12 protein-coding genes and 1 tRNA gene are annotated in these 13,057 nt (G+C 57.5%); 6 read left to right on the forward strand and 7 right to left on the reverse strand.

Going from position 1 to position 13,057, the window contains the following annotated elements; all coding sequences use genetic code 11:
- The 3 genes from PY650_RS16765 to PY650_RS16775 form a co-directional block, all read right to left on the reverse strand.
- Positions 1-681: alcohol dehydrogenase catalytic domain-containing protein (locus PY650_RS16765; RefSeq protein WP_285880531.1), on the reverse strand; the 681-nt coding region annotated here is incomplete at its 3' end.
- 102 nt (positions 682-783) lie between these two features.
- The gene (locus tag PY650_RS16770) at positions 784-2,793 is read right to left on the reverse strand and encodes an acetyl-CoA carboxylase biotin carboxylase subunit (protein ID WP_285880532.1); all 2,010 of its coding nucleotides are present in this window, start codon (positions 2,791-2,793) and stop codon (positions 784-786) included.
- Positions 2,794-2,873: 80 nt separating this feature from the next.
- Positions 2,874-3,809 carry a DMT family transporter gene (locus PY650_RS16775; protein WP_285880533.1) on the reverse strand — a complete coding sequence of 312 codons (936 nt, stop codon included), beginning with the start codon at positions 3,807-3,809 and terminating at the stop codon, positions 2,874-2,876.
- Positions 3,810-4,032: 223 nt separating this feature from the next.
- Between PY650_RS16775 and PY650_RS16780 the strand changes: the two genes are divergently transcribed.
- Positions 4,033-4,455, forward strand: a complete 423-nt coding sequence (locus tag PY650_RS16780) for a helix-turn-helix domain-containing protein (RefSeq protein WP_285880534.1) — start codon at positions 4,033-4,035, stop codon at positions 4,453-4,455.
- A gap of 3 nt (positions 4,456-4,458) precedes the next feature.
- On the opposite strand, the gene lipB is transcribed toward PY650_RS16780, so the two are convergent.
- Positions 4,459-5,178, reverse strand: a complete 720-nt coding sequence (lipB, locus tag PY650_RS16785; protein WP_285880642.1) for a lipoyl(octanoyl) transferase LipB — start codon at positions 5,176-5,178, stop codon at positions 4,459-4,461.
- A 246-nt stretch (positions 5,179-5,424) separates the two neighbouring features.
- Here lipB and PY650_RS16790 point away from each other — a divergent pair.
- The 3 genes from PY650_RS16790 to PY650_RS16800 all read left to right on the forward strand — a co-directional run bounded on the left by PY650_RS16790 (position 5,425) and on the right by PY650_RS16800 (position 8,810).
- Positions 5,425-5,509, forward strand: a tRNA-Leu gene (locus tag PY650_RS16790).
- A gap of 760 nt (positions 5,510-6,269) precedes the next feature.
- A complete protein-coding gene (locus PY650_RS16795) occupies positions 6,270-7,673 on the forward strand; it encodes an ATP-binding protein (RefSeq protein ID WP_285880535.1) in 1,404 nt (467 codons plus the stop codon).
- A gap of 606 nt (positions 7,674-8,279) precedes the next feature.
- Positions 8,280-8,810 (forward strand): hypothetical protein, encoded by a 531-nt coding sequence (locus PY650_RS16800; RefSeq protein ID WP_285880536.1) that lies wholly within the window; start codon positions 8,280-8,282, stop codon positions 8,808-8,810.
- A gap of 69 nt (positions 8,811-8,879) precedes the next feature.
- Here PY650_RS16800 and PY650_RS16805 read toward each other — a convergent pair whose 3' ends face one another.
- A complete protein-coding gene (locus PY650_RS16805; RefSeq protein ID WP_285880537.1) occupies positions 8,880-9,374 on the reverse strand; it encodes a peptide deformylase in 495 nt (164 codons plus the stop codon).
- A 197-nt stretch (positions 9,375-9,571) separates the two neighbouring features.
- Between PY650_RS16805 and mgtE the strand changes: the two genes are divergently transcribed.
- A complete protein-coding gene (mgtE, locus tag PY650_RS16810; RefSeq protein WP_285880538.1) occupies positions 9,572-10,987 on the forward strand; it encodes a magnesium transporter in 1,416 nt (471 codons plus the stop codon).
- Positions 10,988-11,143: 156 nt separating this feature from the next.
- A complete protein-coding gene (locus PY650_RS16815; RefSeq protein WP_028753287.1) occupies positions 11,144-11,530 on the forward strand; it encodes a MerR family transcriptional regulator in 387 nt (128 codons plus the stop codon).
- Positions 11,531-11,534: 4 nt separating this feature from the next.
- On the opposite strand, the gene PY650_RS16820 is transcribed toward PY650_RS16815, so the two are convergent.
- Positions 11,535-12,008 (reverse strand): methyltransferase family protein, encoded by a 474-nt coding sequence (locus PY650_RS16820; RefSeq protein WP_285880540.1) that lies wholly within the window; start codon positions 12,006-12,008, stop codon positions 11,535-11,537.
- Between the two features lie 12 nt (positions 12,009-12,020).
- Entirely contained in the window at positions 12,021-13,010 is a 990-nt protein-coding gene (locus PY650_RS16825) for a heparan-alpha-glucosaminide N-acetyltransferase (protein WP_285880541.1), read from the reverse strand.
- Between the last annotated feature and the right edge of the window lie 47 nt (positions 13,011-13,057).

A 13,057-nucleotide genomic window follows, 5' to 3' on the forward strand; every position in this document is an offset into this window, starting at 1 on the left:
GCCCCAGGCCTTCTTGTCGTTGTTGAGATCGACGCCGATGATCATGTCGGCGCCGGCAAGCTTCAAGCCCTGGATGACGTTCAAACCGATGCCGCCGAGACCGAAGACGATCGCGGTTGCCCCCATCTCCACCTTGGCGGTGTTGATGACCGCGCCGATGCCGGTCGTCACACCACAGCCGATATAGCAGATCTTGTCGAAGGGGGCGTCCGGATTGACCTTGGCAACGGCGATCTCCGGCAGCACCGTGAAATTGGCGAAGGTCGAGCAGCCCATATAGTGATGGATCTTGTCCTTGCCGATCGAAAAGCGGCTTGTGCCGTCCGGCATCAGCCCCTGGCCCTGGGTCGAGCGGATCGCGGTGCACAGATTGGTCTTGCGGGAAAGGCAGGACGGGCATTCGCGGCATTCGGGCGTATAAAGCGGAATGACATGATCGCCCTTCTTCACCGAGGTCACACCCGGGCCGACATCGACGACGATGCCGGCACCCTCATGGCCGAGGATCGCCGGAAACAGGCCCTCCGGATCGGCGCCCGAGAGCGTGAAATCGTCGGTATGGCAGATGCCCGTCGCCTTGACCTCGACCAGCACCTCGCCGGCCCTTGGGCCTTCGAGCTGAACGGTCATGACTTCCAGCGGTTTTCCAGCGGCAACGGCAACGGCGGCGCGTACATCCATCGTCTCATCCCTTCTAAAATTATGATTTGATTAGCGCGACATTGCCATGGTCGCGCCGGACGGCTCAAGCGAAAAAACCGGGATTTGGTACCCGAAAACGGATTAGGCGAATTCCATGATCACCGCATCGACGGCGAGGCTTTCACCGGGCTTGGCGTTGATCTTGCCGACAATAAGGTCTCGCTCGGCCCGAAGGACGTTCTCCATCTTCATCGCCTCGACGATCGCCAGCGTCTCGCCGGCCTTGACTTCCTGGCCTTGCGCGACGGCAATGGCGACGACGAGGCCGGGCATGGGGCAGAGCAGCAGTTTCGACGTATCCGGCGGCATTTTGATCGGCATCAGCTTATCGAGTTCGGCCTGGCGCGGCGTGAATATCTTCGCCTGGACCGAGAGGCCCTGCCAGTCGAGGCGCAGACCGTTGAGGAAGGGACGGATCTGGGCCGTCATCTTCCGCCCGCCAAGCGTTCCGGCCCAGATGGCATCACCCGGGCGCCAATCGGTCGCGACCGTAAGGGTCACGCCGTTGATCCGCATGTCCATCTCGAATGGGATGGTCACGAGCCCGTCCTTTAGCGTCACGGGAATATAGTGCGCACCGAGCTTGACGATCCACTCCTCTCGCAGCGGTCCCGTCGCCTGCCGCAACCGATCGGCGTAGCGTTCGCGGCGGTTGGCATCGACCAGGCCGCAGGAAAGAGCGATGGCGGCAAGCACGGCGGTCTCGCCGGCATCCGGCGTCATCGGCGCAAAACCGTCCGGATATTCCTCGGTAATGAATCCGGTGGAGAGACGGCCCTCGCGCCAACGCGGATGCTTCATCAGCGCCGACAGGAACGGCATATTGTGTGCGATGCCGTCGACCAAAAAGCCATCCAATGCTTCACTCATCGCGTCGACCGCTTCAAGCCGCGTCGGTGCCCAGGTGCAGAGCTTGGCGATCATCGGGTCGTAATACATGGAGATTTCAGCGCCCTCGAAGACGCCGGTATCATTGCGGACAATGGTATTGCCGTTCCGACCCTCGCGGGGCGGACGATAGCGTTTGAGCCGGCCGATCGAAGGCAGGAAATTGCGATAGGGGTCCTCGGCATAAAGGCGGCTTTCGATCGCCCAGCCGTTCAGCTTGATATCGTCCTGCACAAAAGGCAATTTTTCGCCGGAGGCGACGCGGATCATCTGTTCGACAAGATCAATGCCGGTAACGAGTTCCGTAACGGGATGCTCGACCTGAAGGCGGGTGTTCATCTCAAGAAAATAAAAATTGCGGTCGCGATCGACGATGAACTCGACCGTTCCGGCGCTCTGATAATCGACTGCTCTGGCGAGCGCGACGGATTGTTCGCCCATGGCCTTGCGCGTGGCCTCGTCAAGGAAAGGCGAGGGCGCTTCTTCGGCAACCTTCTGATTCCGGCGTTGGATGGAGCATTCACGCTCACCGAGATAGACGACATTGCCGTGGGCATCCGCAAGCACCTGGATTTCGATGTGGCGCGGATCGATGACGAATTTCTCGATGAAGACGCGATCGTCGCCGAATGAGCTTTTCGCCTCGGAGCGGGCGCGCTCGAAACCATCGCGCACTTCGTCGTTGCTCCAGGCGATGCGCATGCCTTTGCCGCCACCACCGGCCGACGCCTTGATCATGACCGGGTAGCCTATCTCGGCGGCAATCTTTTCGGCGTGGTCAGCATCGTCAATCACGCCGAGATAGCCGGGCACGGTGGAAACCTTGGCGGCATTGGCGAATTTCTTCGATTCGATCTTGTCGCCCATCGCCCTGATCGCCTTCGGCTTCGGACCGATGAAGATGATGCCTTCCTTCTCGAGAGCCTCGCAAAATGAGGCGCGCTCCGAGAGGAAGCCATAGCCTGGGTGCACCGCTTCGGCGCCGGTCTCCTTGCAGGCGGCGATGATCTTTTCGGCAACGAGATAACTTTCGGCCGCCGGGGCAGCACCTATATGGACGGCCTCATCGGCCATTTCGACATGCAGGGCGTCACGATCAGCGTCGGAATAGACCGCAACGGTCGAAATCCCCATCCGGCGCGCAGTCTTGATCACGCGGCAGGCGATTTCGCCCCGGTTGGCGATCAGGATTTTCTTGAACATGGAAACTCCGCCTAATGCATAGCCCTATCAGCGTTTTAGCCATAAATCGCACCGGCGGTCCATGCGCAAGATGGGACTATTCAGGCCGATTTCATCGATCGCGACTGAACACGCTCACGCCAGATGATAAAGAGGCCAGATCCAACGATGATCAGGATACCGATCCATTTGGAAAGATTTGGAAAATCGCCGAACAGCGCATAACCCAGAATGGTTGCCGAGATGATCTCGAAATATTGGAAAGGCGCCAGCAGCGACAGTGGCGCCAGCCGGAACGCGCGGACGACAAGCATGTGCGCATAGCCGGAGATCGAGCCGAGAATCAGTAGCAGCACGAGACCGAGCCAGGACGCGGGCAGGGACGGCGCAAAATCGGCGACGCCAGCCGATGCCCCTATCGAGAGCGCCACCGCCATGAAGATCGTACCGCCAATGCCGGCCATGGTCTGCATGGTCAGCGGCGAATCCGCCATCCCGACCGCCCGGTTCATGAAAAGATAAACCGCATAAAGAAAGGCGCAGGCGACGGGCAGCAGCGCCTTCCAGCCGAAAATCTCGAAACTCGGCTGAATGACGATCATAGCGCCGCCGAAGCCGACGACGATTGCCAGCCAGCGCCGCCAGCCGACCCTGTCGCCAAGAAACAGCGCCGAGAGCGCCGCCAGCATGAAGGGTTCGACGAAATAGATCGCGAAGACATCGGCAAGCGGCATATATTTGACGGCCACGAAGAACAGCAGGCTTGCCGCGCCGTGCAGCGCGCCGCGCAACAGGTTCACCCAGGGCCGCTTGGCCGAAAGCGCGGCCCAGCCAAAGGCGGCAAAGAGCAGCGGCAGCGTGCAGACGAGTTGGAAAAAGAAGCGGTAAAAGGTCACCTGTCCCGGCGACATTGCCTCGAAGGTCGCCATATATTTGGCGATCGCATCCATCACCGGCAGCACGACCATGGCGCTGGCCATGATCGCCATGCCTTGGAGCGGATTCTGATTTGTGGAAGAGGCTGATATATCGGACATGACCGGCCATCAAACACACGAACCTCGTCCGTTCAAGGCATGGTATCAACATACCGTTGCCAATTCATCACACCATTCGCCGCAAACCACTGGACTTTGCCAATTTGGCCAGATCGCGGTGGCGACATGACGCCCTTAGACCTATGTCTCACTGGAAAAACCGCTAAAAAATAAGCGCGCCGCTCAGAAATTCATCGGCGTGAGCAAAATAAGGATCGCACCGATGTTGAAGACGGAACAAGAAACGACCGTTTTTTCGGATGAAGGCGACGATACTCTGGGTGGCCGCCTTTCCATGGCCCGTGACGCCGCCGGCATCAGCCTCGAATCACTAGCAAGCCAGTTGGGGGTAAGGCAGGAGACGATGATCGCCTGGGAGTCGGACCGTGCTGAACCGCAACCATCCGTTCTGGTCAAAATGGCCACGATGTTCGGTGTTTCGCCGGCTTGGCTGATGACCGGCGCCGGCGATGGACCGGGCGAGGACAGCGATGAACGGGCGCTGGAAGCCGTCAAGATCGAGCTTTCGCGGTTGCGCTCCGCCCATCAGGAAATCGGCCGTCTGATCGAGACGACCACACGCCAGCTCGAAAGGCTGGACCATCAAATCCGGCTGCGCAATGTCAGCAAGGACGTTGCACACTAAGTCTCATCGAGGTTCATTGGCGGTTTCGCCAAATACCTGCTCGAAAGCCTCCCGCAGGCGGATATCCACATCCGCCATCATCACCGGCAGGCCGAGGTCGACGAGGCTGGTCACTCCATAAGCGGAAATGCCGCAGGGCACGATGCCCGAGAAATGGTCGAGATCGGGATCGACATTCAGCGACAAGCCATGAAACGTCACCCATTTGCGGACGCGGATGCCGAAGGCGGCGATCTTGTCTTCGGCCATGGTTCCATCCGGCAGCGGCGGTTTCTCTGGACGGCGCACCCAGACGCCGACGCGATCCTCGCGCCGCTCGCCGTGCACGTTCATCGAATCGAGGGTCCGGATAATGACTTCTTCCAGCGCGGCTACGAAGGCGCGGATATCCTGGCGCCGGCGCTTCAGATCCAGCATGACATAGGCGACGCGCTGGCCAGGGCCGTGGTAGGTATATTCGCCCCCGCGACCGGTCGCGAAGACCGGAAAGCGATCGGGTTCGATGAGGTCATCCGCATTGGCGCTGGTGCCTGCCGTATATAAGGGTGGATGCTCGACCAGCCAGACGAGCTCCGGCGCTTGCCCCTCGGAGATCGCGGCAACCTCCGCCTCCATGGTTGCCACCGCCTCGTCATAGGGCACCAGACCATCGGTGATGCGCCAACGCACGGGCGGGGAGCCGGCCAGCGGAAACATTTGATGTTGGAGATCGGTGCGCAGCATCATCGGCAAGTCCTTTGCGCCTGTTCGGCAGAGAGCTCACTTGGAAATTTGGCGTGCCGACGGGTTATCAACATATGGAGCCATTTGGACAATAATTCAAACATCTACGGGGCCGATCTCGCAAATCCCAGGGCGTCGGCCGAAGACCTGTGTGCGAATGTTAAAAAATCTGACACATCGCTCTTGTGCCCCCCGGATGCTTTTGCTACATGCAGCCGCGCCAGAGCAATCCGGCCCTACCACGATGCGGTCGTGGCGGAATTGGTAGACGCGCAGCGTTGAGGTCGCTGTGGGGCAACCCGTGGAAGTTCGAGTCTTCTCGACCGCACCAGTTTGATTAAGAAAAGCTCGCGTTTGCGGGCTTTTTCTTTGATAAGTGTCCGACGTCAGAACCATGCCTGGGAGACCTTCACTCACTCCATTGCTCCAAGTGCCAGCTCCCAACGCCCTACTCGACGGGTATAGACCTCGCTTGTCTTCGCCTCCGAGTGGCCCAAGATCGCCATGATTTCGTATTGGCTGCACCTGAGTTCCAGCAGCAACTCGGCCCTTGCGAACGCCGTGGGCCGACAGATGCCCAAGTTCAGCATCCTGGCACCAGCGTTTGAACATGGCCGCCATGCTATCCCCACTCGAGAACGCCTTTCCTACACGGGCTAGAATGTAGGTGTTGCCCCGTACCGTCGGCGCCCGCGTAGCCGTTCTGAGAGGAGCAAGCGGGGGCGATGGAGACCTCGGTCGATCTCTTTTTCAGTGGCTGCCAGCGCAGCGCTTCGAACTCGACACGATCTCCGTCGATGATCTCCGTAATGATGCACTCATGCGGCCGCCCCAGAATGGTCAGATCTTCGATTCGGCATCCGGTCCACAACAGCAGGGACATCATGACATGCGGCTTGCTTCCCGGCTAGGAAGCCACTGGATTGGAAATCAATCTCGCGCATCTGGCGAGGCACTTGACCTTGCCCCGTTGAAATAATCCATTTTGATTGAAGCGCAGTCCGCTAACGCTCTTGCAGTGTACAAATAAGGTAATTGACATTAAGGTAATATGGATTACGTTAATCGCGATTACCTTGCTGGAGAATCAAGTGGACTTTTTAGGTCGTGATCGAGAACTCAAATTAGTGAGAAACGAACTAGATTCCTCACGGCCTTCCCTCATTATTTTGTTTGGTCGACGCCGCATCGGCAAGTCGCGTTTCCTGCGTGAAGTAGCCAAAGGTCGCGACGAAATTTACTTTCAAGCGACACGCGTTTCATCACTTTTGAACCTCGAACAATTCAAGGCCGAGGTCGGAAAGACAATCGGCCTTAAACCACAGCTCAATGCGCTATCCAATTGGGAGGGGGTGCTCCATTACGTGGCGGAACATGCCGCAGAGCGTCAAGGCCTGATTATTACAATCGATGAGTTTCCCTATCTTCTTGATGATGAACCAGCGCTGCCGTCTATTCTGCAAAAATTCTGGGATTCCGGCGTGCTTGGCCAAGGGGCCATGAAGCTGATCCTTTGCGGTTCGGCTATCTCGCAAATGGAAGAATTGCTGGCAGAGCGAAATCCACTTTACGGGCGCAAAACTTTGTCGATGGACATGAAACAACTGCCACTCAGTGATGTCGCCAAGTTCTTCCCAGAGTATCGCGCCGAAGATATCATCAGGGCTTATTCGATTTTCGGCGGTATTCCTTACTATCTCCAACTCTGTAATTCGAGTGAATCCCTCAGAGACAATGTCATCAATCTATTGCTGACAGAGACGGGTACGCTGATTGACGAACCGAACACGCTGCTACAGACGGAGCTTAGAGAACCAGCCTTTTACTCCAGTATACTTGCGGCCGTTTCCAGTGGATGCAACAGCAAATCCGAGATTGCGAATCGGCTGGGTGTCAAAGCAGACAACATCGGACCATATATGGCAAAATTGCTGACACTCGATCTCATAAACAATCCCAAGTCGCTGGATGCCGATGAGAAGGGTCGAAACCGACGCTATCGCATTGCAGACAGTCTGATTTCGTTTTGGCATCGCTTTGTGCGCCAGAACTTGACTGCGATCAGCAGCGGTTTTGGCGAAGATGTTTATGATCGCATCGTGGAACCTCAATTCTCCGACTACATGGGCATCGAATTCGAAGATATTGCGCTTGAATATGCCAAACTCCACATCCAAGAGATACTTGGAGTACCCGCTCAGGAAGTTGGCCAAATATGGGGTCACGCCGATTTCGACATTGATGTCGCAGGTCGATTGTTGGACGGCGCATTTTTCTATGGGGAGTGCAAATGGAAATCACGAACTATCGACCTTGGCCACGTACGGGTACTACGTGAGCGGTCCGAAAAAACCACTTACGGGAAAGGTGCCGTGGTTAAGCATTTCTTACTGTTCAGCAGAGTCGGCTTTTCAAGCGACGTAATCGATTTAGCAAAAAAAGGAAACCAGCTCCACCTGCTGACACCGGAAATATTGGTAAAACCGCGTGGATAGCTTGTTTATCAAGCGAAGATGACGCGCTGTAGGTCCATCCGGATCAACGGCAAGTCGAGCCGCCACTTAGTGGCATTTGCTCCATAAGCGGCAGATGTCGGGATCCGGGAATAGTGCTTTCGCCAGCCACGGCGGGACTAATGTCGATGAACGTATCTGGGGCACGTATGCCGAGGCTACCGGTTTGTCGCGCTTGATCAAAGGAGAGCTCTGGTCGTCATATCGATTGAAACCATGGGGCTAGCGCGCCTTCAGATATACGAGACTACCCAGAGCTCCCGCTGAGAATCTTGGAGGAGAATACTGCTTTAGCAGCAGCTCGCGCCAACGGGGTCAAAAACAGTTGGGTGCAGACCTTTCGCGGAGAAACTGCAAGACCACGGCTCTTAGGCGCAAACCTTTGCGGATTCGCCATCCGCCGTTTCCCTTTAGAGTTGCATGGTTGGAGCAAAATGCTCCTTTTGGTCGTTATTTCCGTACAGTTGCCGTTCATGTTCTTCCCCATATGGTGTCGTTGATCGCTCACGACTCGTGCGTCAATTGACAATCGAAAGGGCGGGGATGATTAATTGTTTCGACACTCGTCATAGAGCGGAGGATTTGCCAATGACCAGTCGTGCCATCCTGTTGATGTCTTTTGCGTCTCTAGCCGTTGTGGGCTCGATGGCCCTCTCATCGCCGGCCTCAGCGCTGACGATGAAGGAATGCAGTGCCAAGTATCAGGCTGCCAAGACGGCAGGCACCCTGAACGGTCAGTCGTGGAATGATTTCCGCGCCTCCCAGTGTGCCGCCGACGCAAGTGCTACGACGACGACCACGCCGACGACCACAGCACCAGCCAAGACCGCCACCACAGCCAAGACGACGACTGCGGCCAAGGCCACCACCGGAGAGCCCGATGCCGCAAACCCGCCGGCCAAAGAGCCGCCGAAGGCAACGGCGGCTGCGCCGGCCGGCGTGACCTTCCCGAAGGCAGTCGATCCCAAATATGCGAGCGAAACGCCCGGCAAAGGCCGCTTCCATACCTGCGTCGATGCCTATAACGACAACAAGGCAAAGAACACCCTTGCAGGCCTGAAGTGGATCCAGAAGGGCGGCGGCTATTACAGCCTCTGCAACACAAAGCTGAAGGGCTGATCTGCCACTTCAAGAGACAGTCAGGCGGGCGCTGATGAGGCGCCCGCATTTTTTTTTGCGAGTGCCGTATCAGGCCTTCACCTTTTCCCATTTTTTGACAAGCCGGTCGCGCTTCAATTTTGACAGACGCTGCAGCCAGAACAGACCATCGAGTTGGTCGACCTCATGTTGAATGCAGACGGCAAGAAAGCCCTCGGCTTCTGCTTCATGGGTCTGACCGTCAATTTCCTGGTAGCGTAAGCGAATTGCCTTAGGTCTGACGATCTCATCCGTGAAACCGGGCATGGAGACGCTGCCCTCCATGTGCCGCATGGTCTCCTCGGAAAACCAAATGATCTCCGGATTGACGTAGGTGCGCACACCGTCCTCACGACTAAGTTCGATCACGGTGACACGCTGGAGCACGCCGATATGGGCGGCGGTGATTCCGACGCCGGGAGCGGCGCGCATGGTGTCCAGGAGATCGATGGCAAGCCCGCGCAGGCCGTCGTCGAAGGCTGTAACGGGCGCGCATGCTGTTTTCAACAACGGGTCGGGGAAACGGATGATGGGACGGACTGGCACGGCTCTCTCTGTTGATGGGACGAGATATTCGCCGCTCAAGAATAGGGGCAAGACGAGGTTTGCGCCACAGTCTTGCAGACACGACACAAAATGTCAGCATTTCCGTCTATCCAATTGTTGACAATCAGCTTTTTGCCGTCATTCTCCAAGAGGAAATCTCGAATTTCCATGAGCGGAAGCAGGAAGCGAGGCCGCAAATGACGACCGACGAAGACGAGCGCGTTCGCAAGGCCTTAGCCGAGACCCGTCCTGATATCTACAACGAGGACGGCGTCGTTCGCTCCGATTTCCTGACCGAAGTCAGCGATGCGATCGAGCGGCGCGATATTCCATACCTGCACCAGAATGTCGTCCGCCTGCACGAATCCGAGCTCGGCGACCTCCTGGAATCGCTAGAACCCGAGCAACGTCTGGCGCTGGTGCAATTGCTCGGCGACGACTTCGACATGACGGCGTTGACGCAGGTGGACGAGGCGATCCGAATGGAGATCGTCGACCAATTGCCGAACGACCAGATCGCCGCCGCGATAGGCGAGCTCGATTCGGACGATGCCGTCTACATTCTCGAAGACCTCGACCAGGAAGACCGCGACGAGATCCTGTCGCAACTGCCGTTCACCGAGCGGGTTCGACTGCGACGCGCCCTTGACTATCCGGAGCAGTCGGCCGGTCGCCGCATGCAGACGGAATTCATTGCCGTGCCGCCATTCTGGACGGTCGGCCAGACGATCGACTATATGCGCGAAGAAGAGGAGCTACCGGAATCCTTCACCCAGATCTTCGTCATAGACCCGACTTTCAAGCTGCTCGGCAGCGTCGACCTCGATCGTATCCTGCGCACCAAGCGGCAGACGAAGGTCGACAGTATCATGCGCGAGACCTCGCACCCGATTCCGGCCGTGATGGACCAGGAAGAGGCGGCGCAGATCTTCGAACAATACGACCTTTTGTCTGCCGCCGTCGTTGACGAAAATGAACGCCTCGTCGGTGTGCTGACCATCGACGACGTGGTCGACGTCATCCACGAGGAGGCGGATGAGGACATCAAGCGCCTCGGCGGCGTAGGCGACGAAGAGCTTTCCGATAGCATCCCCTCGACGGTGCGCTCACGCTTTGTCTGGCTGGCGATCAATCTGATCACGGCAATCTTGGCTTCCAGTATTATCAATATTTTCGATGGCGCAATTGAGAAAATGGTTGCGCTCGCGGTACTGATGCCGATCGTCGCCTCGATGGGTGGCAATGCCGGCACGCAGACGATGACGGTCACCGTGCGTGCGCTCGCAACCGGCGACCTCGATATCTACAACGCCTTTCGCGTCATCCGAAAGGAAGCGAGCGTCGGCTTCCTCAATGGCATTCTCTTCGCCATTATCATGGGCGCGATTGCCACCTTCTGGTTCCATGATTTCCAGCTCGGCATCGTCGTCGCCGCGGCAATGATCATCAATCTCGTCGCAGCCGCGCTTGGCGGCATTCTTCTGCCGCTGGTGCTGCATCGGGCCGGCGCCGACCCGGCCATCGCTTCGTCGGCATTCGTCACGACGGTCACGGATTGTACGGGATATTTCTCGTTCCTGGGGCTGGCGACCTGGTGGTTCGCCATTCACTAAGGCATAGATGCGCTCATCGGAACCTAGAAGGGCTGCTTTAATCTTTTGAATCTAAAGCCCTTGTCCGAAATGCGAAGGCTTAGCGCCGTCCTGCGCAAATTGACTATTACGTAAAAGTCAATATGATGCGCCTTGCGAGACAAAGGCGGACTATTGTTGGATAGATATTATAGCATAACGGAGCTTACGCGGGAATTCGGGGTCTCCACCCGGACGCTGCGTTTCTACGAGGACGAAGGTCTTATCCACCCGGAACGCAGGGGGCGTACGCGCTTGTTCCGGCCAGCCGACCGCCGCCTGATTCAGGAAATCCTACGCGGCCGCCGCATCGGCTTCACCATTGCCGAGATTCGCGAGATTATCCAGGTCTACAAGGAGCCGCCGGGTGAGATCGGCCAGTTGAAGCTCCTGATGAAGCGCGTCGACGAAAAGCGCGAAGAGCTGCGCCAGAAGCGCAAAGATATCGAAGACACGCTGACCGAACTCGACAATGTCGAAGAGGCCTGCCTTGGCCGCTTGGCCGAAATTGGCGTGGGCACGTAAAGACTTAGATCCAACGCCGCGTGCGCCTGCAGTAGAATTCGAATTCGCAGCCGAAGCGGGAGAGCAGGTGCATCTCCTCGCAGCGAATGACCAGCAGCGTGGTCAAGGCCGCCGCCACTGCGGCCATGGCGACGAACCAGACATTGCCGATCATCAAACCAAGGCCCGCCATAAGAAGCGTATAGCCGAGGTAGGTCGGATTGCGGGTAAAGCGGAACGGCCCCTTCGTCACCAGATGCGCGGTGCAGCGCTGCGTCAGCACGGTCGTGCGGCTCTCCAGCAACGTCTTTACTGCCCAGACGTTCAAGGTGACGGCCACAACGGTCAAAAGAGCGCCGATGCCCCAGGCGATGATCGCCCAAGGATGCGGTAAGTACACAGGATAATCCTGTTTCAGATAAAGCGCCGTTATAACTGCAAGACTATAAACTAAAGGCGGCCATGGAAAACTCAGCGACTTGGAACGATAGGCATTCATAGAATAACCCTGTCATTGCGCTTGCTCCGAACATTGTAACGCGATTCGGTTTATTCGCTCATCGCTATCTGCTTTGATTGCCCTTGATTCCAGGGATTCAAAGAGGTTTTGCGCCTGTAATTTATCGAGCGTGCACTGGCAGAAACTGTGGCACATGGCTTCGGTGCCGGACGGGACGCAAGACGCCTGGCATTGCCTCATATAAGTGAGCGTAGGGTCGGGCGGCGGCGGGGGTGCGACCAGCGAAAGGAGATAGACGAGGCCGAAGAGCACCGGCTGGTGCACGAGATAGAAGATCAGGCTGTGGCGGCCGGCACGGGCGATCAGGTTGCGACCGGTACCGAGCTTTGCCAATGACCGAAGCCATCCAAAAGATGTCGCCAGCTGCGCAATACCCAGGCCAAAGAGGAAGGGCGTCAGCCAGGGGAAGAGCGGCACATAATCGTTCGAACGCGGCAAATTCTCGGACAAGCCCACCCAATAGAGCCAGGGCGCATCGAAGACAGCCGAATGCAGCGACAACGGTGCGAATATATTGTCGACGAGGATGCCGACGAAGAGCAGAACAGCAATCAGCAGCGTTGCGAACGCGGGCAGGCGTAGGAAGAGCAGGCCGATGATGCTGGCGGCGGCGATGCTGTGCAGGATGCCGAAGAATATCCACTCGTCGCGCATGCCTATGAAGGTGACGATAGAGATCGCCGCAGCAGCGGCTGCGATCATGCCGAGGCGTTTGAAATAGGGCCGCCACCGAATCTCGGGCGTATTGGCAAGCACGAGGCTGAATCCGGCCAGAAACAAGAAGGTGCTGGCGATGGCGCGGGCATAGATTTTCAGCCAGCCGGTCTCCGCCGTACCCGGTTCGAGATAGCCGAAGAACTCGAAATCCCAGGTGCAGTGATAGCTCGCCATCGCCAGAAGCGCGATGCCACGGGCCGTGTCGAGAATGCCGATGCGCGGCGCTTTCTGCAGCACATCGTTGCTTTCGGCGATAACGGCCATCGGCGGGTCCTTCCAGGCATGAATTCTAGGCGGCGGCGACTTGATTG

It is taken from the genome of Martinezella calliandrae (assembly GCF_030272695.1).
In the GTDB taxonomy this organism is placed as follows: domain Bacteria; phylum Pseudomonadota; class Alphaproteobacteria; order Rhizobiales; family Rhizobiaceae; genus Rhizobium; species Rhizobium calliandrae.